Here is a 26,169-nt window from a genome sequence, read left to right on the forward strand (position 1 = left end):
CACTAGCATGGCTCATCTTAGAATATTTAGTTTAAATTATCCTCTATTTCCGTAGTCAGACTACTAAAATACTGACCCTTTTAATACAAATATGTGATGATGCATCACATGCCATACTTTTTGACGCCTTGCCTTATATCCATATTTAAATGATTTATAGTAGCGCGTAATATTCATATATACAGTGGAACAGAATGGATTCATATACAAAAACTGATACATCGACATATACTAAAATTGCCACATATTAAAAGTACCCTTTAGACGGGACGATGCGGAGAATAACTACACAAGATAATTTTGTTCGAAAATAAACATACCCTTTCGGGTATAATACGACCATTAAGGTAGAATATTATACCCGAATGAGTATAGTTTGCGTTATTTAGTGGATATTCCGGTTTATCAAACCTCTACAACCCTTCAAACTCTTCCTGACTAATACAAAAGTGTTCCAGGATTGCCTCGAGTTCTTTGTGAGTAAAATAATGGGCACGTTTATTACGTGTCAGCTTATCAAGCTTAGTGCTTAATTCCTGTGATAGTTTAATCTCCTTACGCAGTAATTGCATTGCGGAAATTGTATTTGAACTTTGAGGGTATAGTTTAATAGCTAATTTTTGTTTTAGTATTGTTCGGGGTAATATCATCGTATTGCGTTTAATATTATTCTACTTCATTTTGATGGTTGTAAAATTATATTATAAATCACAAAACTAGCGACTTACAGCTATGCCAATTTCGGACACAACTTAGCCAATTAACGACAATTTGAACTTTTATTGGTTTCATGCACGACAGACCATATAATTCCCAATAAAGTGCTCAAAAAGCACTCTAAAAAACGAAGCATTTTCCTAATTCACCAATGGTGTTGTTTTCATATTGGTGGAGGATTTACACCAAGTGGACAAAGCACTATTGATAATGAATAAAGCATCCCAAAAGTACTCTCAGGAATTTTGAAAGCATTCAAATAGCATGCTTAATATACACTACGAAATGGGCAAAGCGCTCAAAAGCATGTGAAATATGGTCTGCATATGCTCTGAAAGTACCCTCAAGCATGAAAAAGCACTCAAAAGCAATCTGTTTATTGGTACAGATAGTGCTTTTGAGCTTGTTTTTGCATGGTTTTTAGTGCGTTTTGCCATGATTTCATCCAAGAAGCCCCTACAATAGCTTAAATTCTTCCTGGCTAATGCAATAATGCTCCAGAATTGCTTCCAATTCTTTATGAGTATAATAATGCGCTCGTTTATTTCTTGTCAATAAATCGAGTTTGTTATTCAATTCAGGTGATAGTTTTATTTCTTTCCGGAGCAACTGCATCGCTGCATTTATATTTGAGCTTTGTGGATATAATTTAATGGCCAAATCTTGTTTCAAAATCGTTCTTCTAAATATCATTTTTGTGAGTCCTTTTTGCGTTTTTCTGATTCAATTATAGAGAAATAGAATGCAATTACAAAAGAAATGAAGAACATGGTAATAAATAGTAATAAAAGTAAAAGCGTTTGATTTTTAGATAGTAACAAATAGCATTAAATAGAAAAATGTCAAGGATTAGAAGTATGAAGTAATTTAGTCTGTACTCAGTAATATTTACTTGCGCTCAATTAAGAACCGCTAAAACGATAAAATACGATACAAAACAATTTTTTACTTGCTTTTACTCTCCTTTACTTTCCGTTACTATCTTTTACGAGAAAGTCAGTGTACTGTATTGCTTAGGTTTGACTCGTGAAATTAATAATGTATTAAAAATCGAATAAAAATGAGCAAGACAGTTGTAATCGTAGATGAACACCTCTTCAATAAGTTAATGGGCAAGATTGACCATATAAACGATAAGATTGACAGTATCAATGTGGCCAAAAATGATGGTTTTAAGGATCGTTGGTATGTTACCGAAGAAGTATGCAAACTATTAAATGTCAGTAGACGGACTTTACAAACCATGCGTGATAATAAAGTGATTGCCTACAAAAAGACTGGTCGTAAAATCTATTACAAAGCTTCGGAGATTGAAGCATACCTGGAAAGTATTAATGGGTAATTCTTTGTAAGCGTATGAAGTCAATTGAAAACGATAAAACAGAATTGGGAAAGGCACACCTTACTTCTGGAAAACTATCCTTAGAAGAAGCCAATGTCAGGCTAAAGCAGGCAGGTGAATCTGAATTTCCTTTATGTATATTTCCAAGGTTTATTCAGGATACCATTCTTGAACTGTATGAAAATGGGAATTATAATATTGATTATACTTCTGTTAGCATACTGACAGCCTTGGCAGGCATTATAGGAAACTCATATCATCTGCGTAAACACATTGAGTGGGTAGAAAATCCATCCATGTGGGTGGTGTTGGTCGGCAAGTCAGGTCAAAATAAAAGTGCGCCATTAAAAACGGCATTTAAAGCGGTTAAAAATTTACAGAAGCAATATGACCAGGAATATGAATCAGCCATAGCCAACTATAATCCTGATAGTGGTGAGAAGAAACCAAGTAAGAAGAAGCTGTATTCCACCGACCCTACCTTTGAGGCCCTGATTAATATTCATAAGCAAAATCCGAATGGCATGATATTAATGCCTGATGAATTCAAAAGTTTCATTTTGAATCTGATTGGATATAGTGGGACATCAAAGCAAAGTCAGTTCTTATCCATTTGGGATGGAGCGCCTATTTCGTTGGATAGAAAAGAGGCCGAAAGTTCATCATTAAGTATGCCCTGTGTTTCCATCGTTGGTAGCATACAGGATGACGTGATTGCCTCCTTTAAAGCCAAAGATATAAAGGATGGATTTTTTGAACGTATCTTATTTGCGATCCCATTGAAGATGGAGAAGAAATATGTGAAGCGGACAAATCCCAATGATTATACGATAGAACAGTTTCATTCAAAAATGAAAGATTTTCTTGATGCCGTTACTCAGAAGAATAATACTGAAGAGTTAGTATTATCTGATATGGCTGACGAATTATTCATTAATGAAGTGAATAAGCATGTAACACCATCCAATAAGGACTCAATGATTTCCGGAATACTGTCAAAGCTGGATAGGTACATTTTAAGGTTCGCACTTGTACTGGAGGTTTCGAATAGCTTTTTCGATAATCTACCTATCGAGCGTGTAGGTGAAAGTGCTATGAAGAAAGCCATTATGCTAAAGGATTACTTCTATGTCAATGCTTTAAAACTCAATAACATGGTTTTGAATGTGTATGAGGACAACTCCAAGGAGGGCAAAGTATTACAAGTCATAAAAAAGATTGGGAAAAAGGAATTTACCAACAAAGAGTTTATTCAAATGGCAGGCCATATGGGTATTGCTAAAGAGTCATATGCCTACCAATTACTCAGCAATACAAAGCTAGCTTATAAGGTGCAAAAGGGAGTGTATGAAACAGAGGTTTTAAACTAGAATACTGTGGAGTTTGTGGAGTTGTGGAGTTTACTTGATTCACAGTGCTTTATGTGTGGAGTTTGAGTGTAGTATGTGTGGAGTGGCAAAGTATCATTTACCAAGCAAAATAATCACATTTTTTATGAAGCTGTGGAGTGAGTGGAGTGGTGTGGAGTACTAAGTGTCTGAAAAACAACAATCCTCCACTACTCCACAAACTCCACTAAAACAAAAAAATTCCCTAATGTCAGATATTCGTTATTCATTGGAAAAATATAAAGGACGGTCAACCAGGTATCATTGTCCACAATGCCACCAGCGTACTTTTACCAGGTATGTAGATAATCATACCAACAAACATCTGTCTGATTATACGGGTAGGTGTAATCGTGTGGAGAAATGTGGTTACCATTTCACACCTAAAATGTACTTTGTGAAAAATGGATACAAACTAGATGATTTTCCTATATCAACACCTAAGTCAAAACCAATCATCAAACCTCCTTCATGTATTGACAAAAGGTTGATGCAAGCTTCTCTTTCCAACTACCATCAAAATAATTTTGCGGTAGGCTTGAGTAAATACTTTCCGAAACTTATGGTTTTGGAGGTATTACAAAGGTATTTCGTAGGTACTGCAAAAGGCAATAACACAATTTTCTGGCAGGTCAATCGATTGGGACAAGTAAGGACCGGTAAGGTAATGCTATATAATTCAAAAACTCTAAAGCGGGTTGGATATATCAACTGGGTGCATCATATTACTAAGCAAAAGGACTTCAATTTAAAACAAGTATTCTTTGGCGCTCACCTGCTTATTGATAAGACAATACCTGTGGCCATTGCCGAAGGTGAAAAGAATGCCATCTTCGGAGCATTGTATTATCCGCAATATAACTGGATAGCTGTTGGTTCTATTGAAATGCTGAATGTGCAAAAGCTAAATACGCTCAAAGGTTACCAGGTCACTTTATTTCCAGATAAAGGGAAAGCATTTGATAAATGGAGTAAAATTGCAACAAGTGCTTGCTTTGATGTTCATGTGAATACCGTTCTGGAGAATACCGATTTAAATGAAGGTGATGATATCGCTGACTTGGTTATCTCTATCAAAACGAAACAGTATCTGACTGGTCCCGAAGCTCTAATTGATAAGTTTAAAAGGAATAATAAGTACTTGGGCGTATTGATAGAGAAATTTGATCTAATTATTTCTTTATAATATTGAATTCTTTGGATTGCTCAAAGTCTTATAAAACCACCGTTTGCTGAGACAACATTTTCTCATACATCCTGAACAGGCTTTGACAGTCTCATAAACTGGTATTATAAATGTGTTTCACGATTTGGGGTTTTATGAGTATGCGTATTGCTTATGCGGAAATGATGAATGTGATTATTTTCCCTGAGAATAGTAAGGATAAGCGGAAGTAACTTCCTTATGGAACCAAATCTAGTCATCTTTTGGAATAAAACTAGGCAATAGATTTTGAACCTAATATTTATGTTTGAATCCGTAAGTTTCAAATAATTAAATTCAAATTAATATGAAAAAACTAGTACTCTATTTGGCTTTAGTAGGTTTTATGTTTGCGATAGAAAATGCTAATGCGCAACGAATAATTAACGTCATTTCACCCAATGAAGTTTCACCTGGGCAAACAATAAAGGTTACTGTTGAATACAACATTAGCAAATCCAGGGACATTCTTGTTAATGTACAGGAAAATGGTGGCGAATGGAAAAGCTATGCCTGGGAGCGAGTGAAAGTTAAACCAAGTAAAACCAAGGTGACAATTGAAGTACCGGTATCTTCAGAAATTCCATTAGCTACTAATGCCTATAAAATAGGTGTTGCACTGGCACCAGTTGGCGGGAGTTACCCAGATCGACTTGATGAACGCTCTAACACAAATGTGGATGCAGTATCATCTAACAGCCCGGTAGATGTTAAAGCCGCTGCATTAGATGATATAATTAGTTTAACTGCGCCAGAGCAGGTTTCTCCAGGAGAAAAAATAAAAGTAACAGTAGAATATGAGGCCAGCGAACCACGCGACATTCTTATTAATCTGACACTAAACAAAGAACCCTGGACTAATTATGCTTCTACCAAACTAAAAGTTCCAGCAGGCTCAGGCACAAAAGATATTGAATTAACTGTATCTAAGGATATTCCGCTGGCCACCGATGCATATAATTTAGCAGTTGCTATTGTACCTGTTGGCGAAAACTGGAAATCAAGGCTGGATAATATCATAGAGGACAAACTGGATGCAGCAGCTGCCACTGCTGGTAAAAAGGAAAAGAAAAAGAAAGGTAAAAAATAGACATTCGTTCAAAAACTGCACATAGTAATTCTGAAGCCATGCAAGTAAAAACATACATTATAATTGAGTATGGTTTAAACGCAATAAACTATTTCACGCCATCTTTAGGTCTAAAAATGTGCAATGGAATAAATGTCTAATTCCTAAGTTTAAGAATACAAGTTTCTAACAATTAATTCAAAATTATTATGAAAAAACTACTACTTTATTTAACCTTTACTGGTCTATTATTTGCTTTTGACCAGACCAATGCTCAGGAAATAACAAACATAACAGCACCTGATCCTGTTGAGGGTGGTAAAACTGAAATGATCACTGTAGACTATGTGGCCTCTGCACAAAGTGATATTGTTATCAGCCTTCAATCAACCGTTGACTGGACCAATTATGGAAGTGCCAGGGTAACCGTTGATGCAGGAACTGGTTCTGTAAATATAAACCTGACAGTTACAGCAAATATTCCACCTGCAGTAGATATTTATAAAGTGGGCGCCTTTATTGCACCAGTGGGTGGTGGGTATCCAGACCGACTTCACGAATTAAACCTTTATAATATTGACGCTGTAGCACCAGCAGGGCCGATTGATCAATTGATTAATGTCACCGCACCTACTGAAGTTGCACAAGGAGAAACGGTTTCAATTGAAGTGGAGTATGAGGCTACTCAACAGCGCGATATAACTGTCCTTATCCAAGAAAACGGTGGAAGCTGGGCCAAATATGGAGCAGGAACATTAACGGTTGAAGCGGGTACCGGAACGATAAATGTAGATTTACCTGTAGCAGCAGATATTCCTGTGGCCACAGGTACGTATAAGATAAGTACCACTCTGGTACCAGTTGGTTTAGGATGGGAAAGCCGCTTAGATGAAATTGTGGAGTATAATGTAAGTGCTACCATTGCCACTGCTATATCCAATAACCAGATGGATTTGGGAATTAAAATTTTTCCAAACCCGGCCAGCACTACCACTACCATCTCAAGTGAAACAAACATTAAAAGAGTTTCATTATATGCTTTATCCGGTAAATTAATGACTGATGTGAATGTAAATGCGTCAGAATTTCAGTTAGACCTTAAGCCATTTTCAAAAGGACTATACTTACTAAGTGTTACCCGTGAAAATGGTATATCAAGCAGTAAATTGGTAATTAAATAGACCACTGTAGGTTAAGCAGAGGCAATTAAATCTTTATAAGCATAAAGCAAGTTAAATAAAGAGGGAAGCTATACAGACCTGCTTCCCTTTTTTATAACAACTAAAAAAACAAGATGAGCAATTACCAGAGACATGCTATATTATATGCGGTTATCACAGCTTTTTTTGCAATAACCTCTTGTGATGCTTATTCTCAGCATGACGAGGCAGAACCCTCAGAGATAGGTTATTCCTATTGGGGAGAATATCAAAAAACACCTATGTCAGAAATAACAAATCCTCTATGGTTTTCTAAGGAAAGAGTAATAGACGGCTGGGACTGGTCGCTACCTGATAATGTTGAACCATCTGATAAATCAAGTTTATGTATTGCTCGTAACTTTGGACTTGGTATCTATAAAATAAATCAACTGCCTGCTATTCACTTCAAATGCAACCCGGTTATCTCTCATTGGGTCAGATGGAGGGATTTAGAACCTGTTGAAGGTGAAATTAATTTTAAGCCTTTAATAAACAACATTGAGGCAGCCTATCAAAAAGGCTACGGCTCAATTGTCCGTATACACTTTTCAGCCACCGATTTTGCACCAGATTGGATTAAGACATACAATATCCCCATCCGCAAGGAGCATAAAGAAAACCCGGTAAAAATCAACTATGAGGTAAGCCATCCTGAGTTCCATAAGCTTTATATAAAATTTATCCAAGCTCTGGGAAATAGTGGCATTCCCCAGATGGCGGAAGTTAAAGGTTTGTTTCTGGGATATGCATCACCCTCCAATGGCGATGAAGGAATAGGCCCTTACCCGGAACACAATGCAAGTGCCAACGATACCGTTCAACATGTTCGTGAGCGCATCGATGCCTGGGCTAGTGCATGTTCTGGAGTAGAACATAAAGTGTTTATGGGTGGTCTGTCTAACTATGGTTTTAGCAAAGGATTTGGCATCCGACGTGGCTTTGTGGAGATGTATCTGTACCATATTCCTGATGAAAACATAGGTCAATTGTTAGATAATGAAAACTATTTAATGGTTGATGAAACCAACCCCATTATTAAAAACAACCTGATCCATGGCGAAGAAAATGAGGAATACGAAGAGACTTGGGCCACTCCAGAACGCGGATTTCGTTTTGGACCAAACACATACCCCTACCCCTACCGCTACTTCACAGCCAATTTAAGGCTATTGCAAATGCGTTGTAATTACCTTTTAAATAATGAATTTTCCTTATTGCCAGATATGCTGACCTGGGTAAGTCTTAGTTTAGGAAAAACAAGGAAAGATGCTGGAGATGCTTGGTGTTTTCTTCGCGAAAGTTATCTGCGACAGCGTCCGGTAAAAAACTTTGAAAGATGGGTTTTTCAACGTGACATGCCTGGGTATGAAACCAAGCCTGTGATAAAAGTGGAACATCCTATAGAAATGTGGATGGTTCAACCCGGCAAATATTACGACTATGTGGCGAGGCAAGGTTCAAAAATAGGATTTGATGTGGATGATATCTTTCTTGCTTCCAACAAAAAATTTGCTATTAAAGTATCCTATATTGACACTGGTTATGGAGAATGGGCACTTATTTACCAGGGGACGAAAGGTCTCGAAAAGAAAGCTATAAAGTGCGAAAACACCGGCAAAATTAAAACGGCAACCTTTTTTATTGAAGCTGATTTTAAAACTAAAAGTATACCATTCGATCTAGAAATACATGGCCAAGGTAATTTCGAACCTGTCATTAGTTTTTTGAGAGTAATAAAAGTATAAGTGTCATTAAGAGCAAATGAAAATAGAAGTAGGTAAATCAATGCAATTTTTAATTGTTAGTCTGTTCAGATCGAGAGGGCTTACTACCTTTCTAGGACTACTTATAGCCTTCAATAATAATCAGGCAGAGGATGTTTTTCCTGAAAATGCATGGGTTATATATACTTGGGGGGCTTAGAACCCGAAAATTAATTACATTATAGTGTATTGACTATTTCTGCCTAGTCTTTGGAATATAATTAGCCCTAATATTGTATGCCTTGGAGGTAGTTTAGTGGCTTAAAATTAATGACGATGGAAAAACCTAAACTGGTAGAAAAAATACCTTTCATTCTAATAACACTTATCATGCTATTCTTAATATTGAAATATTTGTATGAACACAATTTGAATCCGCATTAGGTTAGTTGGCCCATGAATCATTATTCATAATTTTTTATTTCCAACATGTCGCTCATGGGCTTTAATCTTAAACAAAAACAATAATTTTTGGATTGTATCATTTAATTTATAACAAAATAAAATGCGTAAACTTATTATATTACTAACAGCCTTTCTTATCATCAATAATCTGGCAGCCCAATCTGCGGAAAAGGATTCTATAAATAAAAAGGTAAAACTACTTCTTATCGGTGATAGCACAACTGAAGGAGGCAAGCCAACCTTTGAAAATACGATAGAGCAATTACTAGCTAGAGAAGAAGGTATACCAAACGTTGAAGCAATTAATGTAGGCAAAGGTGGAGAAACAGCATTTTCTCTTTTAAACAGTGGACGCTATGATAGTCAAGTTAAAGGAATTGACAGCATAGACTATATCTTCTTGCGTTATGGTATTAACGACTGGTTCAAGAGACAACCATTTGAGGAAAATTTCCCAAAAGATATGAAAAATGTAATTGCTCAATTACGCAATGATTATCCCGAATCTCAAATCATTGTCATGACCATTCTTCCTTTTCTTCGTGAAGATGATACAAAGATTGTTAATCAGTTTATTACTAATGTAGCGTCAGAAGAAAAACTGGAAATATTTGATATATGCCCTGCCTATCAAAAAGGATTAGAAGAATATGGTGAATTTTCAATGAGTGTCCGATTTTTCCCTTTAAGTGATATCCCGGAAAAATACCATACGCTTGTAGCTCCTTATACCAAATATTACGAATGGAAGAAAGCTGAATGGCTAAGAGTTTACACGAACGAACTTGATCCTTTATTTGGCCATTTACCCGGGTGGTATAAAGACAAACATCCAAACCCTACAGGATATCGACTAATTGCACGAGAGACTGTAGAATTCATTCTACCTAAATTAAAAAATAAATAAGATTATTAATATCAACTTATTATTGTATATAGTTTAAAACACGAAATACGAATTAAAATATGAAGAATCTATTTGGTCTATTGATGGGAATATTAATCTTTTCAGCATGTAGTACCTCAAAGCACGATAAAAATACAACTCCAACTCAACCCAACATTATCTATATTCTGGCGGATGATTTGGGATATGGAGATCTGGGCTGTTATGGTCAAACAAAAATTGAAACACCCAACCTTGATAAAATGGCAGCTGAAGGTATGCTGTTTACGCAACACTATGCAGGCAGTACTGTTTGTGCACCTTCACGCAGTGTTTTATTAACAGGCCAACATACTGGTCATACTCCAATTAGAGGAAACAAAGAAAACGAACAGGAAGGGCAGCACCCAATTAGCAACAGTGCTCTTACTATGGCCGAATTATTAAAACAAGCAGGATATAAAACCGGAGCTTTTGGTAAATGGGGCCTTGGTTATGTTGGATCCGAAGGAGATCCTAACAATCAAGGCTTTGATGAGTTTTATGGTTACAACTGCCAACGACAAGCCCATCGTTATTATCCGATGCACTTATGGCATAATAGTCAAAAAATATTGTTAGAAGGTAACGACTTTAAGAACACCGAAGTTTATTCAGGTGACTTGATACATGAACAGGCCTTACTGTTTATTGAAGATAGTAAAGACCAACCATTTTTCATGTTCTATCCCAATGTCATTCCTCATGCTGAACTGATTATGCCTGAAGGAGAGATGATGAATAAATACCGAGGAAAATTTGAAGAAGAACCACATATTGATGGCCGTCCGGGAGCTGATTATGGGGACGAACCATTTGAAGTTAAATACTACTGCTCACAACCTGAACCACGAACTACTTTTGCCGCAATGGTGTCATTGCTCGACAAACAGGTAGGCGAAGTTTTTGCCAAATTAAAGGAACTGGGCATTGATGATAATACCATAGTAGTGTTCTCGTCGGATAATGGTCCTCATAAGGAAGGTGGAGCCGACCCTGATTTTTTTAATAGTAACGGTGGTTTAAAAGGTTATAAAAGGGACTTGTACGAAGGAGGAATCCGTATGCCAATGATAGTAAGGTGGCCGAATAAAATTAAAGCTAACTCAAAAACCGAACACGTATCAGCCTTTTGGGATGTAATGCCAACTCTGGCAGATGTGGCAGGTACTGAGTTGCCCGAAAAGATTGATGGTATCTCCTTCTTACCAGAATTGTTGGGTGAAGATCAAAAACAACATGATCATTTATACTGGGAATTTCATGAACAAGGAGGTAAAAAAGCAGTTCGTAAAGGAAAATGGAAAGCTGTAAAATTGAATTGTTTCGACGAAGAAAAAACTACCATTGAATTATATGATTTAAGCGTCGATTTTGAGGAAAGGAACAATTTGGCCAACGACTATCCGAAAATAGTGGTAGATATGAAAGCTATTATGGAGAATGAACATTTTAATCAGCCGGATTTTCCATTTGTGAGCAACGTAAAAAATAACTACTAAAATCATAGAGCTTCAAGAAGTTTGCAGTTCTGCAGTTCAATAATCGAAAATGAATTATTTCGGATTATTAATGGAGTGCCCCAAACAAAATAAGCATGACGAATGCCCATTTCGATCGTATAGAAGCTTATCATTTCGCGAAGCTGTTCAGCTTTGGGAAATGATAAGCTTTCAAAGCCGGAATGAATTTATCAATAAACATTTAAGTTGTACTCTATTGCCACATTATACTTCACCTGAAGTACCTGTTAAATGAAACAAATCAACTTGAGTGTTTTTTTTATGATCTAAACTTTAAATTTTAATCAAGTGAAAGGACTAAGATTATTTATAACCGGAATTGTAATAATTACCTTCCAATTAAGTAAGGCAGATGTTAAAATTGCAGATGTCTTCTCTGACAATATGGTATTGCAACGAAATATAAACGTGAGGGTATGGGGACATGCCAATCCCGGAGAAAGAATAACGGTAAGTTTTAACGGGCAAAAGTGTAAAACCAAAGCTGATAAGGTAGGAAAATGGTTGATAACACTTCAGCCAATGAAAGCTGGCGGACCTTATGACATGACCATCAGTGGAAAGAATGAATTTGTTCTCAAAAATATTCTTATTGGAGATATCTGGATCTGCTCAGGTCAATCTAATATGCAATGGCCGGTTTCAAAATCAAATAATCCTGAAAAAGAAATTAAAAATGCCATCTACCCTGAAATAAGACTACTCACTGTTCCGAAACAGCTTAGCAATGTACTAGAAGAAGATATGCCAAATACCTCATGGCACGCTTGCTCACCTGAGACTGTCAAAGACTTTTCAGCTGTAGGTTATTTCTTTGGCAGAGACTTACAAAGAGAAATAGGTGTACCCATTGGATTAATAAACTCAACTTGGGGAGGCACATGTGTTGAAACCTGGACCTCAAAGGAATCCATTACAAAATTGCCAAAATACGAAGACTTTGGTCAAAAGATTGATAGTTTTGATGCAATGGAAATAGAAAAGATTAACAAAAATGCCTTGAGTAAAGCCTTGGGTATAGACAGTTTGCCAGAAAAAGAAACTGGTATGGTAGAACAGTGGATGAAGCCGACATACGATCGCAGCAATTGGCAAACCATGAATCTACCTACTCACTGGGAAGATGTCGGATATCTGCAACTAGATGGTATTGTTTGGTTTAGCTATAATTTCGAATTAAATGCCATAAATAGAAATGATAAAGTCTTATTAAATCTAGGTAAAATTGACAATTCGGACCTTACTTGGGTAAATGGACAAAAAGTTGGAGGAGTTGAATGGGAAAGCGATATAGAACGGGTTTATAAAATTCCGGAATCTATACTTCAGGTTGGAAAGAATAATATTACAATTAGAGTAGATAACAAATGGGGAAAAGGTGGTTTTGCAAGTCAACCCGAAAACTTCTTCCTACAATTAGGACCGGCACGTATTCCTTTAAGTGGCGATTGGAAGTTTAAGGCAGATCGTGTTTATGACAAATTCAAAGCTTCTCCCAACGAAGCTCCAAGTTTACTGTATAATGCCATGATTAATCCACTAATTCCTTATGGTATAAAAGGGGTAATTTGGTATCAGGGCGAGAATAACACACCTCGCGCCAAAGAATATGCCACTACCTTCCCAAACATGATTGAGAACTGGCGCAAGAACTGGCATCAAGGTGACTTCGCGTTTTTATTTGTGCAATTGGCTAACTTCACAGAGTCCACTACAAGCCCTGGTAATAGCAATTGGGCCGAATTGCGTGAATCACAAGTAAAAACTCTAAGTCTAAAAAACACAGGCATGGCTGTGTCTATTGACATTGGTGAAGCATTAGATATTCATCCACGAAACAAGCAAGATGTTGGTAAAAGACTGATGTTATCCGCCTTAAAAATTGCATATGATAAAGAAGTGGTGTTCTCTGGTCCCATCTATAAATCCATGCAAATTGAAGGCGATAAGGTAATCGTTAGTTTCGATAATATCGGTTCCGGCCTCATGACTAAGAGCAAACATGGATATATTAATGAATTTGAAGTTGCTGGAGAGGATAAAGTATTTCATTGGGCTAAAGCTGAAATAGAGAACAATAAGGTTGTTGTTTGGTCGGATAAAGTAATAGCCCCTATTGCTGTGCGCTTTGGATGGTCTAACAATCCTGCTGAGCTAAACCTTTATAATAAAGAGGGCCTACCATCCTCACCATTCCGAACCGATGATTGGATGGGCGTTACCGAAGGTAAGTCATTTGATGATTAATAAGTACCTTTATGCAAAATAATTGTAATAATAAGGTTTATTTGGGCTGATGGATTCGATCTGAATTATCAGCCCAAATAATTTGATTAACTGTTCAAATACGAATTATTAAAATTTATCCCTTCTAGTTCCTATTATAAATTCACATTTAGTCCATCTCTTTCTTTGATTCATTTCTAACTAAACATGCATTTATGAAAAAAATATACTTCTTGATTACACTCCTTAATATCATTGGGTTATATAATGATGTACATTCCCAGAATTTAGTTGTATACAACAACATACCCGACCGTGCTGAGTCTGACCAATATCTGTGCCGGATTAAATTTGAAAGTGAAGATGATAGTGCTTTTCGCAATGCTTTTGTGCTTCAAACAAGATGTAAAACAGATGCCGGATACTATGATAACCTATACGGCTGGTCGGCATCATGGATCGCTTTCGAGTCTGATTTCAATGGTGATAATGTTGTTGTTGAAATTTCTAAAAAAGATGGAAGTGCCATAACCAAAGCAATGGTAAGGCCTATGGCTGATGCTTCATCTGCAACAATCGCCAATGGCAAAGCCTATGTTACCTTAAGCGAGCCAGCCAATATTAATGTCGATATTAACGGACAGATGGAAGATCAATACACAGGCATGGAATATAACGGTGATGCTGTGCATACCATTTCTGTATTTGCCAATCCAATTTACCAGGTACCAAATACAACCGATCCTGGAGTAATTGAATTAAACCCCGGAGATGCTATTCCTTCCGATAGAAATACGTGGCATACTATTTACTTTAAACCCGGTGTTCATGATATTGGACTCGCATTTGAAATTTTATCTAATGAGACATTGTTCATTCCCGGTAATGCAGTGGTTCATGGTACGGTTCATCCTCCTAATTTATGGGGAAGTTCTTCTGCCCAAAACTTCACCGTTTATGGTTCGGGTGCAATAAGCGGAGAAAACTATACCTGGACCGGGGATGGATCAAAAGTGAACAAGACGTTTACTTACCAAGCTGCCAATGCCCGTTTGGAAGGTTTTGTGGTTATTGACCCTGCCAATCACACATTTAACATGAACTCCTCGTTCGATGATCCTCAACGCTTAAACATATACAAGAATTTAAAGATTCTCGCCTGGAGACAAAACAGCGATGCCATTAATGCATTCAGGAATTCGGTAATTACCGATTGTTTCTTTAGGGTTCAGGACGATGTGTTTTACTATGGTGAAAATGTAAAAATCAGTAATATAACAACTTGGAACGATGCCAATGGAGCCGTTTTATTTTTGACTAAAGGAAGTACCGTAATGGAAGACAGTTATTTTAAAGATATTACATCCATTTACCATCGTTCCAAGTGGCATTATTGGGATGGTGGACGAATTATTTCGATGCGAGAAACATCCCCTGGAAGAACCATAAAAAATGTTTTTATCCAAAATGTGTTAGTTGAAGATCCATACCCGGCCTTCCCTCCTTTTTATGCAACAATGATAGATGGAACGGGAGATATTACGTTAAATAATATCGTTATTGAAAATGTGCATCAAGCAAATGATGGAGTAGCTACAAACCATGATCAAAACCGGGGAAAACCTCAAAATACTATGTTGGGCCTTGATTACAATAGACAATGGGAAAATATAACATTCAAAAACTGTTATTTTAATGGCAAAACATTAACCAGTTTTGACGATGGTAATTTCAAAACCACATTTGTTGACTATAACACGGTAATATTTCAGGTGCCTCCTTATCCTGACGTTGAAAATATCATTAATGTTATTTCTCCAAATCAGGTTTCACCGGGTGAAACAGTTACTGTTTCGGTAGATTATAATGCCACTGAAACAAGAGATATCCGTGTATTTATTCAACTAGACTCAGATCCATGGGCCACCTATGGATCCAATACAATAACAGTTGCCGAGGGAACAGGAAGCGCTAATATAGATTTACCTGTATCATCCGATATTCCTATTGCTAATGACGCCTATAAAATAGTTGTTAATTTATTACCAATTGGAGGTTCGTGGTCCGACAGGATAGATGAAAATATTAAAGCCAATGTTAATGCTGTTGAGCAGGCAACATGGAATAATGAGCAAGCTATAGCCCCGAATGTTCTAAAAATATATCCAAATCCAGTTAAAGATATGTTAAATATTATTTTTCCTGATCAGACTTTTAGAAATATCAAGGTTTATAATTTAGCTGGACAATTACTTTATAATAAACAGACAAATGGTCATATAACACAGATTGATATTAATTCGCTTAATGTTCGGGCACCTGTTGTTATTCAGGTGAAATCCGAAAAATCGATTTCAAATCATAAGATATTGGTTGATTGATAAAAAACCGCACGCTACCAAACAATTCTATTTAAAACCGTAATCAAGAATTTTAACTTGGTTCTGGTTATGTTTTTTGCAATTCTATTCATTTCCATTGTCATTAATGCTTTAAAGTTTCTTCTCTTTCATCTCTGACGGAGAAATACCAAATGTCTCTTTAAAACTTTTACCAAAATATTTTGGACTAGTATAGCCTACCATATAAGCAACTTCATCTATTCGTATGTTTTTATTATCCATTAGAACTTGTTTGGCTCTATTCATTCGCATTCCATTTAACAACTCTTTACCCGATTGCCCCGTTAAACTTTTTATCTTTCGATAAAAATTTGAATGACTCATCCCAAGCTTTTCTTCAAGTGAACTGACATTGAACTCGGAATCAGGTATTCCATTTTCTAAGGCAGCTAACAAGTCTTTCAGGAACTTCTCATCTAAAGAATTAACAGTGACGGACGAAGGCTCAAGAACGGTGCCCTTTTTTTGAAATATTTTTCTTAATTGTTCTCTACTTTGCAGTAAGTTCTTAATTCTAATGACTAAATACTCCATCTCAAACGGTTTAGATATGTAATCATCCGCACCTGTTTCAATTCCTTTATATTTAGACTGATTATCCGTTTTAGCAGTTAAAAGTATGATGGGTATATGACTCGTTTTTAAGTTGGTTTTAATGTGTTTGCAATAGGCCATCCCGTCCAAGTTCGGCATCATTACATCGCTTATGATAAGGTCAATATCATTATTTTCAGCTGCCTCAATCCCTTTAAGGCCATCTTCAGCTTCTAGTATGTTATATTCTTTTATGAGTTCTGATTTTATGTACGATCTCATATCGGCATTGTCTTCAACAATTAGTAAGGTTTTTGCAAATTTGTTAGTGGATCCTGTCTCTTCAACTGATGTTTCATTATTTTTTTCCTTATAAATATCATCTTCATTTGTTAAGGGTTTTACAGCCTCATCCAATGTGGTGGTAATATCGGGTATAAAGAAGCGTATTGTTGTACCTATGTTCTCTTGACTTTCTACTTCTATAACACCATTATGTGCTTCTATTAGCTCACGGGTATGAGATAAGCCAATACCGTAACCTTTCCCATTTATGGTATTTTCCTGATAAAACCTTTCAAAAACACGGTCTAATTGAAGGGAAGAAATGCCTTTACCTGTATCACTAACCTCTACTTTTATAAATGATTCATATTCAGATATTTTAAGAATATTGTAGTCCACATTACTGACCTTTTCGATTGAAATGTTTATTTCACCATAGTCGGTATATTTCAGGGCATTAGAGACCAGGTTGAAGTACACTTTAGCAATCATTGACGGATCGAAGCTCAGCATTAATTGTGACGAGTTGCTCTTTATATTATATTTAAGTCCTTTATTATGTATTGCATAGGTGAAATGAGCAATTTCTTCTTTTGAAAAAGCCACAATATCCATTGGTTGCAATTGTGCCACGAGTTTTCCACTTTCAGCCTTTCTCACATCCAACAATTGCTCAATAAGGTAGTTAAGTCGCTTTACATTGCGCATAATTAGCAATAGCTTCTCTTTTATATCGATATTTAAATTTTTCTTTTGAAGAATACTGTCAAGAGGCCCTTTTATTAAAGTTAGTGGCGTTCTTAGGTCGTGCGATATATTTATAAAGAATTCTGTTCTTAGCTTGTTAAGAACGTGCACTTTCTGATTATGCTCTTGCTCTAAAAGGAGTTTGTTTTTGGTTGTATATCGAATAATGGAATAATATGAGAAGTAAATAAATATCAAAACAATGATAAGTAGGTAAAGAACGTAGGCATACCAAGTATAGATGAATGGAGTTTTAATATGGATAAATAATTCTTTCTCCCTTTCTTCCCAAGCTCCATCACTATTTGTGGATTTTATTTTAAATATATATTCACCATGTTTTAGATTTGTGTAATTGGCGTGTCTTTTTGCAACATCAGTATATTGCCATGTTCTATCAAACCCTTCCAGTTTATAGGCATATTTTATTTTTTCTGCATTGGGATAAAGCATTGATGAAAAATCAAAACCTAGATTATTCTGATTGGGAAGTAAGATGATAGAGTCACAAATACTTATGCCTTTACTCAGCGGAATGGTTTTATCTATTTGCTCATTAGGATTGATGCGTTCTCCATCTATGTAAAAATCAGTAATGGTTGTCAGGGGGTATCGATTGCTACTTGTTATTTTATTCGGGTAAAATGTTGTTATACCGTTAATACCCCCCATAATAATTTCATTGCTATTAGTTCTGTGGGCTGTATGCTCTGAAAATTCATTGCTTTGAATGCCGTCACTCTCAGAGTAATTGATAAAAAGTTCCTGTTCTGTGATAAACTTTGATAGGCCATTATTGGTTCCAATCCATAAGTTGTTTTCATTGTCTTCAATAATTGAATGAATCATATTATTGGGTAATCCATCAAACGAAGTATAATATTTAAATGAAACTTCTCCTGATATTGAATCAATTATCATCTTATTTAATCCTTCATAAGTTCCTACCCAATAGTGGCCTTTATTGTTTTGAATGATTGACCTGATATAGTTGTTACTTATTGAACCTTGCTGTTTGCTACTTTTAAAAATTTCATCATTATTTACCTCATGATCCTCATTAAGCGAAAGTCTGTGTAATCCTCCACCTTCGGTGCCAACAAAAAGTGTATTTGTTTTTTCAGAATAAAAAAGAACTCGACAGTTTTGTGCTGAATTTGATTGGGGAGCTGCTAATGTATAATTCTTATCAATTATTATTTTATTGTTTATTATTTTTAAACGATAAATGCCGTTAAATGATGCAAGCCAAAAATATTCATGGGCTCCTTTAGTAATGTAAAATGTTGCATACGTTTTTAGGTGGCTTAATATATTTATCACCCCATTTGATTCTTCGATTAATAATAGGCCTTCATCGCTGCAAATGAGTTTTTTATTGTCCTTGAATGGAGCAATAAAGAAAATGCTCATGTTTCCAAGTCCCAGCTTTTTTATTTTGTTTGTAGTCCTGTTTATTTGATATAAGCCATTACTATGTGTGCCAGCCCAAATCTTTTTATCTGAATTAACATATACAGCCCTGATGAAATTTGAGCCGTTACTTGTTGATTTGTTAATTGTTAAGTGTTTAAATTTTTTCTGGTCAGTATCAAAGCAATTAATGCCAGCACCAATGGCACCTATCCATATTACATTGTCGTTAGAAACGTAAATTGCTCGAATAAGATTAGAGTTTATACTTGAGGCATCAAACGGGGTGTGTTTAATGTGTTCGAATTGAATTTTATCATTATTTACCTGATTAGAATTAATGATATTGAGTCCATTATCAAGTGTTCCAAACCAAATATTTCCATTATGGTCTTTCGCAATACCGGAGCATTTCAAGGAGGACGGTCCTGATATATCAGATGATGGCTTAAATTTTGTTATTTGTTTATTGGTTATGTTATACCTTATGATTCCGGTTCGATTACAACTGATCCATAGGTTATTTGAATTATCCTCAACCAAATCCAAAAAACTAAATGAAGAGTGAATGATTGGCGTTTCAATAGTAATAGCCTTGTTGCTGTGTAATTCAACTATAATGCGACTGACCGAATGACTGGTTTGCATCCAGAATCCACCATTACTGCATTCTTTTAAGTTAACTATATTCAAGTTTTCTTGCCCTTCTGTGGAGTCGAAAACAATCTGTTGTAAATTATTACTATCTAATTGATTTATTTCTTCATTAAGCATAATGCGATACAATGCTTGCCTGGTACCAAGAAATAAATAATCCTCATATACAAGAAGAGAGCTAATGGTTAGCTTATTGTCTGAGAATGAATTGGAGATGATCTGAGACACTGACTCAGTATAAGGATCGTACATATTTAGGCCGTCATCAGTTCCGATCCAAATACGTCCTAGTTTATCTTCGGCAAGACTGCGAATAGTATTATTTGTAAGGGATAGAGGATTATTCCTTAAGGTGCTAAAAGTTTTAATACTGTAACCATCATAGCAGTTTAATCCATCAACAGTTCCGAACCACATAAAACCTCTGCTGTCTTTTAAAAAACAATAAACCTCACTTTGCGAGAGTCCATCCTTGGAAGTTATATGGTGAAAACGCTTGTTTTGTGAATGGACTTTTCCGCTTACAAAAAGCAGAAGGCAAATGATAATTATTTTAAGATTTCTTCCCACAAGCACAATTATACAAAAATATTGCAGTCTTATTTTAAAGTGATTTAACTCAACTCTGAAGATAAACAAAAACTACCCATAAACTGAACATTTTTTATCCATTGACTGAATGTTTTAGGCCAGATGAAGGAACTTTTTAGTACCATCTGAAACTCTTAAATGAAGTTAATTTGTATTTGATAATGTTTAAATATCCTAAATCATTAGACGATGGATAATGTAAAATCAATGTATTAAAGTTTAATTTTGGATCTAATAAATTTAAGATTTATGAAAGAAAAATTTAAAAGACATGGCCGCCTTACAATAAAGCTTTCTGCGATATTGCTATGGTGCTTTGTTTCGATTAATGCTTTTGCACAAGAACGAAAAGTGAGCGGTAAAGTAATTGATCACGAAAATGAAGAACCGATTCCTGGTGTTTCAATAATTATTGAAGGCACAACTACCGGAACAATAACTGATATTAATGGTGATTATTCCATTAAAGTGGATGATGTAGAATCAAAGCTTGTTTTCAGTTTTATTGGTTTTAAAGATCAAACTGTAGTAGTCGGGAATCAAATTCTGATTAATATTTCGTTAAAATCAGATATGACTGACCTTGATGAAGTTGTAGTGGTTGGGTATGGAACAATGAAAAAACGCGATCTTACAGGTGCGGTAGCTTCTGTAAAAGGTTCAAGTATGGAGAAAGGAAGTCCATTAACTATGCAAAGTGCTTTAGCAGGTCGTGCAGCAGGTGTGCAAATCACACAAACGGATAATAGTCCTGGTGCTGGGGTAAAGGTTTTGATTCGAGGAGGATCTACTTTAACAGGAGGTAATGAGCCTTTATATGTAATTGATGGCTTTCCTATTTTACCTGATGATAGTAACCCGAACCAGAATCCTTTAGCTGATTTAAATCCAAATGACATTGAATCCATGGAAATTCTAAAGGATGCATCATCTACAGCAATTTATGGTGCTCAGGGTGCTAATGGTGTGATTATCATCACTACAAAATTAGGCAAAGCCGGAAAGCCAAGCATTGATGTTAATTATAGCTATGGATTGTCAGAAATGACAAATGTGCCAAATATTTTAACACCTGATGAATATTTGGATTGGCAGATAGAAAAAGGTCCGATTACCCAATTTTATGATCCTAATGTGTATACTGAAGCATGGCAGGAAATAAAAGATTCTGGCCAAAAAGGTAGTGTTTGGATTGACAGAATAACAAGACAAGCTGAGACCCATAGAGCTGACATAAGTTTTAGTGGAGGTGATGAAGGTATGAAATATCGACTTTCTGGAAGTTATCTTGGACAGGAAGGAGTATTGGTTAATTCTGACTTTAATCGTTTTAACTTTAATGCTAACCTTGAGCAGAAAATAGGAAAAAAAATAAGAATTGGTGCAACGATGAAGTACTCAATGACACAGGCAAATGGTATGGTGAATAGCTGGGACGAAAGCAGTGTGACTAAGACTGCTCTTCAATTGAATCCCTTTATGCCTGATGACTTTGATATTAATGATTTTCCGGATGATGATGAAACATATACCTGGAATAATGAAAATGTATTGACCTATATGAATGAAGTAGATCTGTCAACAGGTACTGAACGGATGATTGGCAATATGTTTTTCGAATATAAGATTATGAATGGGCTAAACTTTTATACAAGCTATGGATTAAATAGTTTCAATGATAATTATGAAGAGTTTTTTCCATCTTCTGTTCGACGAGGCAATAATGTTGGCGGATTTGCTAATTTTCGTAATCGAAAGATGTTAAGCACATCTTATCAAGCCCGTTTAAATTTTAATAAAAGTGTAAAGAGGCATTACTTCAATGCCACTGCAGTTTTTGAGGCCAATACATTTGAGCAGGTTGACAAAAGATTTGGAGCGCAGGGTTTTGAGGAGGAGTCTCGCGGAAAATATGATTTATCTTCAGCAACCACAGCGTATTTCCCTTCCAATATATATTCAGACAATAGTATGCTGTCATATTTAGGACGGTTTGGATATAGCTATAATGGCAGATATTTGCTGACAGCCTCATTCAGAGCTGATGGATCTTCAAAATTTGGTAAAAATAATAAATGGGGATATTTTCCATCTGCAGCATTAGGTTGGTTAGCATCTGAAGAAGAGTTTATTAAAAACCTTAATACATTTGATTTATTAAAGTTTCGACTGTCGTATGGTGTTACCGGAAATAATCAAATCCCAACCTATCAGTCTCTTGCACGACTTACAACCGAAAAATACATATTTAATGATGGTTTATATGTGGGTATGGTACCAGGTAGTATTGCCAATCCTGATTTAAAATGGGAAACAACTCAGCAATACAATGTTGGTTTAGATCTTGGCTTCTTCAAGAATCGTTTGCTGGTAACAGCTGAGGCCTATTATAAAGAAACTAACGATTTATTACTTGAGGTGCAGTTGCCTACGACTTCTGGTTTTACAAATGCACTACAAAATATAGGAGCAATTAGTAATAAAGGTTTTGAATTAGCTATTAATACAGTAAATATTGATAAAGGTCATTTTAAATGGTCCAGTGCATTGACCTTTTCAATGAACAGAAGTGAAGTTCTGGACTTGGGAGAAAAAAAGGAAATGTTTTTTACACGTAATTTCTATCATAAGGTTAGAGATGAGGTAATTGTGCGTGTAGGTGAGCCGGTTGGACGATTTTATGGATACGTTGAGGACGAAGTACTCAATAGTGAAAATGAAATTGCTAACAGTCCTAGAATGCAGAATTTGGAAAATATTGTTGGCCAAGTCAAATTGAAAGATGTAAATGGTGATGGAGTAGTCAATGCGAATGATAAAGTATTGATTGCTAATACTACTCCAGATTTTATTGGTGGATTGAATAATGAATTTAACTACAAGAACTTTGACTTAAGTTTTTTTCTGCGTTGGAGTTATGGCAATGATGTTATCAATGGCAACGTTACATTCTTAGATCGGGTAGGTGTTGGAAACTGGAATACCTTACAAGGTTATGCTGACAATGCTTTCTCTCCTTTAAATCCCAAAGGAACTGTTCATGGTTCTGTACCAGATACCTACTCAACACTAATGCGAAGTAGTTATGTTGAAGACGGATCATTCTTAAAGTGCGATTTCATAAGCTTAGGTTATTCTTTGCCAGATCATTTATTATCAAATATTAATGTGAAGAAATTAAGAGTTTATGCAAGGGTTGATAATCCTTTTATGATTACCCGCTACAGTTGGTTTGATCCCGAAGTAAGCACAGGGTGGGGCACTGTGGCTAAAGTTGGCCCAGGTGTAGACCTAGGTACTTATCCACGAGCAGTAACTTACACATTGGGAGCATCAATTAGTTTTTAATCTCTAACATTTTATGAATATGCAAACGTTAAATTATATTTTCATACTTCTAGTGATCTCCATATTGTTTGGGGGCTGTCAGGACTTTCTTGAGGAAGTGCCAAGATCAGAGGCGTCACCGGAGAATTTTTACAAAACGCCTGAACATGCTGAAGCTGCTGTGGTGGGGGCGTATAATGCCTTACAACGTAACGGGGTTTACGGACATAAACAACAATATTTAACAACTGATATTATTCGATGTGCCACCTGGAATACGCAGGGAGGAATTGGCACCTATTCTTTCTCAGCCGAGAATACACAAGTAGTCTCTCCTATTTGGACTGAGCACTTCAAAGGAATAAATGAAGCCAATGCAGCTATTACTAACGTACCTAACGTGGAAATGGATGAAGACAGGAGAAATACTTTGGTCGCCGAAGCTCGTTTCCTAAAAGCTCTTTTGTATTTCAATTTGGTGCGTTATTACGGAGATGTACCATATATGGAAAAGGAAACCAGCTCTTTAGATAATCTTGAAGTGCCTAGAGAACCTGTTGACTATGTCTATGATAAAATTATTGCAGACTTGGAATTTGGAATAGAACATCTGGACATGAAAGAAGAGTCAGTTCCAGGAAGAGCAACGATAGGTTCAGCTAAATCACTACTGGCAATGGTTTACCTTACCCGAGGTAGTATGACAAAGCGTGATGGCAAAGGGGATGGAATGGCAGACTTTCAGATGGCAGCAAATTTATCCGGCGAAGTTATTACAGATGGCAATTATCAGCTTTGCGATTATTTCCCTGATGCGTTTATTGTAGAAAATAAAAATAACGATGAAATCATCTTCGACGTACAGTATAAAAGTGGAGGACTAAATGAAGGTAATTACATTGGCATGATTATGGGGCTTCAGGGGCCACCAGCCAAAGGAGGTAGCTGGGGTAATGTTATATCAACCCAATATTTTCATACTATATATGAACCAAGTGATATGGTAAGGCAGGAATGGACATCATGTCATGTTCGTGTTCAGGGGAATGGAACGCTAAAGACAGATTATCCAGAAATGCACTGGGAATCATGGAAAATTGGAAAATACAGACGCTACCCGGTACGTAATCCTGACTTTGTATTTAGTGATTATGATATTCATTGGCCGGTTTTAAGGTATGCTGATGTATTGTTAATATATGCTGAAGCCTTAAATGAATTAAATAATGGGCCAAATGATGAGGTATTTATGGCATTGAATGAACTTCGAAAAAGAGTCAGAAATGTAAATGGAGACGCAACAAGAGAATACCTTCACGAAGATTATTTACCAAGAGATTTAACGTACGATGCCAACATTCTTCCGGATATATCAGCAGCCGATTATTCTGATTATGAATCGATGAAGGAATATATCATGTTAGAACGCGCTCGTGAATTAGGTGGCGAGTGTAAAAGATGGTTTGACTTGGTGCGTTGGGGTAAGCTGGTGGACAATATTAAGTTTTTAGCAACCTATACTCCGCCTGGACGCACAAGGCCTGAAGATGCTTGGGCAACCACAGCCAATAATGTATCTGATCACCATATGCTTCTGCCTATTCCTATTTCTGAAATCAATGCTAATCCTGCATTGGAACAGAATCCTGGGTATTAATTGTATTAATGATATTAATGAATAGAACCATGATAAATAATATAAAGTTTTTAGCAATGTTCTTTGTTGTTGTAGCTCTTGGGGGGTGCAATAAAGATGCAATAGTTCCCGAAATAGATTTAACTGCTGATAAGGTCAAGGTACAGGTTAATGAAACCGTTGCATTTACAGTTAGCGGGGAAGCAGAGACCTTCGTGATATATACAGGAGATAGCATGCATGAATTTGCAAAAAGCCATCTGGCAGTAACCGAAGGAAAAGATCTTGATCAAGAAGAAGTCGTGTTGACTTCAGATAGCTTGGTTAGTTTAACGCCTTGGTTGACCGTGATTGTTGATAATCACAATGCAGGTTTGGAACCGGGAATACCCCTTGTTAGTATGGACGCTATCCTTCAAAACTTGGAAACTTTAGTTGATAAAAAGTACACAAATAAAGAATCAGCTAGTTACGAGTCTTACCTTTTTATGATAGAGATGGGGAGTGGTTTGGCAAGAACTGTTGCTACCGATATGGTAAACCTGTATTATGAGGATCATAGTGTATTGCTTACACCCGAGGAAGGTTTCTCAACTGGTTTTACCATCGATAGGTATGAGAAATCTTTTGAATATGCTTATAATGAGGTCGGTACTTATATTGTTACTCTTATTGCAACCAATGTTGGAGATAAGAAATACTCAGGCTCCGGCTATCAGGGTGACAGAACATCATCAGGAGATGAGTATGATTTAAATCGAACTATTAAAGAGTTAACCATTACTGTGCAATAGTCTGGTAAACTTGTTTTTA

At 36.1% G+C, this 26,169-nt stretch carries 16 protein-coding genes; 13 read left to right on the forward strand and 3 right to left on the reverse strand.

What is annotated here, in order from left to right:
* Window positions 1-413: 413 nt before the first annotated feature.
* A complete protein-coding gene (locus tag FNN09_RS11660; RefSeq protein WP_143302539.1) occupies window positions 414-650 on the reverse strand; it encodes a DUF4248 domain-containing protein in 237 nt (78 codons plus the stop codon).
* Window positions 651-1,173: 523 nt separating this feature from the next.
* A complete protein-coding gene (locus FNN09_RS11665) occupies window positions 1,174-1,410 on the reverse strand; it encodes a DUF4248 domain-containing protein (RefSeq protein WP_143302540.1) in 237 nt (78 codons plus the stop codon).
* Between the two features lie 367 nt (window positions 1,411-1,777).
* Between FNN09_RS11665 and FNN09_RS11670 the strand changes: the two genes are divergently transcribed.
* The 10 genes from FNN09_RS11670 to FNN09_RS11715 all read left to right on the forward strand — a co-directional run bounded on the left by FNN09_RS11670 (window position 1,778) and on the right by FNN09_RS11715 (window position 16,145).
* Window positions 1,778-2,059, forward strand: coding sequence for a helix-turn-helix domain-containing protein (locus FNN09_RS11670; RefSeq protein ID WP_138529957.1), 282 nt, complete (start codon window positions 1,778-1,780; stop codon window positions 2,057-2,059).
* A 14-nt stretch (window positions 2,060-2,073) separates the two neighbouring features.
* The gene (locus FNN09_RS11675) at window positions 2,074-3,429 is read left to right on the forward strand and encodes a DUF3987 domain-containing protein (RefSeq protein WP_143302541.1); all 1,356 of its coding nucleotides are present in this window, start codon (window positions 2,074-2,076) and stop codon (window positions 3,427-3,429) included.
* A gap of 226 nt (window positions 3,430-3,655) precedes the next feature.
* Window positions 3,656-4,633: a DUF6371 domain-containing protein gene (locus tag FNN09_RS11680; RefSeq protein WP_143302542.1), complete on the forward strand. Its 978-nt coding sequence runs from the start codon at window positions 3,656-3,658 to the stop codon at window positions 4,631-4,633.
* Window positions 4,634-4,958: 325 nt separating this feature from the next.
* Window positions 4,959-5,741 carry a hypothetical protein gene (locus FNN09_RS11685; RefSeq protein ID WP_143302543.1) on the forward strand — a complete coding sequence of 261 codons (783 nt, stop codon included), beginning with the start codon at window positions 4,959-4,961 and terminating at the stop codon, window positions 5,739-5,741.
* A gap of 188 nt (window positions 5,742-5,929) precedes the next feature.
* On the forward strand, window positions 5,930-6,901 hold the full coding sequence (locus FNN09_RS11690) for a T9SS type A sorting domain-containing protein (protein WP_143302544.1): 972 nt from the start codon (window positions 5,930-5,932) through the stop codon (window positions 6,899-6,901).
* 113 nt (window positions 6,902-7,014) lie between these two features.
* A complete protein-coding gene (locus tag FNN09_RS11695; RefSeq protein WP_143302545.1) occupies window positions 7,015-8,667 on the forward strand; it encodes a hypothetical protein in 1,653 nt (550 codons plus the stop codon).
* Between the two features lie 523 nt (window positions 8,668-9,190).
* Window positions 9,191-9,997, forward strand: a complete 807-nt coding sequence (locus tag FNN09_RS11700; RefSeq protein WP_143302546.1) for an SGNH/GDSL hydrolase family protein — start codon at window positions 9,191-9,193, stop codon at window positions 9,995-9,997.
* 59 nt (window positions 9,998-10,056) lie between these two features.
* The gene (locus tag FNN09_RS11705) at window positions 10,057-11,517 is read left to right on the forward strand and encodes an arylsulfatase (protein WP_143302547.1); all 1,461 of its coding nucleotides are present in this window, start codon (window positions 10,057-10,059) and stop codon (window positions 11,515-11,517) included.
* 309 nt (window positions 11,518-11,826) lie between these two features.
* A complete protein-coding gene (locus FNN09_RS11710; RefSeq protein WP_143302548.1) occupies window positions 11,827-13,785 on the forward strand; it encodes a sialate O-acetylesterase in 1,959 nt (652 codons plus the stop codon).
* A 194-nt stretch (window positions 13,786-13,979) separates the two neighbouring features.
* On the forward strand, window positions 13,980-16,145 hold the full coding sequence (locus FNN09_RS11715; RefSeq protein ID WP_143302549.1) for a T9SS type A sorting domain-containing protein: 2,166 nt from the start codon (window positions 13,980-13,982) through the stop codon (window positions 16,143-16,145).
* Between the two features lie 111 nt (window positions 16,146-16,256).
* Here the strand turns inward: FNN09_RS11715 and FNN09_RS11720 are convergent, their stop codons facing one another.
* Window positions 16,257-20,378: a two-component regulator propeller domain-containing protein gene (locus FNN09_RS11720; RefSeq protein ID WP_366520168.1), complete on the reverse strand. Its 4,122-nt coding sequence runs from the start codon at window positions 20,376-20,378 to the stop codon at window positions 16,257-16,259.
* Window positions 20,379-20,642: 264 nt separating this feature from the next.
* On the opposite strand from FNN09_RS11720, the gene FNN09_RS11725 reads away from it, so the two are divergent.
* The 3 genes from FNN09_RS11725 to FNN09_RS11735 are packed head-to-tail and all read left to right on the forward strand — an operon-like array spanning window position 20,643 to window position 26,150.
* The gene (locus FNN09_RS11725) at window positions 20,643-23,741 is read left to right on the forward strand and encodes a TonB-dependent receptor (RefSeq protein ID WP_143302551.1); all 3,099 of its coding nucleotides are present in this window, start codon (window positions 20,643-20,645) and stop codon (window positions 23,739-23,741) included.
* A 19-nt stretch (window positions 23,742-23,760) separates the two neighbouring features.
* Window positions 23,761-25,377 (forward strand): RagB/SusD family nutrient uptake outer membrane protein, encoded by a 1,617-nt coding sequence (locus FNN09_RS11730; protein WP_185968972.1) that lies wholly within the window; start codon window positions 23,761-23,763, stop codon window positions 25,375-25,377.
* Window positions 25,378-25,406: 29 nt separating this feature from the next.
* Entirely contained in the window at window positions 25,407-26,150 is a 744-nt protein-coding gene (locus FNN09_RS11735) for a hypothetical protein (RefSeq protein ID WP_143302553.1), read from the forward strand.
* The last annotated feature ends 19 nt before the right edge of the window (window positions 26,151-26,169 follow it).

The organism is Carboxylicivirga sp. M1479, from assembly GCF_007097485.1.
Taxonomy (GTDB): Bacteria; Bacteroidota; Bacteroidia; order Bacteroidales; family Marinilabiliaceae; genus Carboxylicivirga.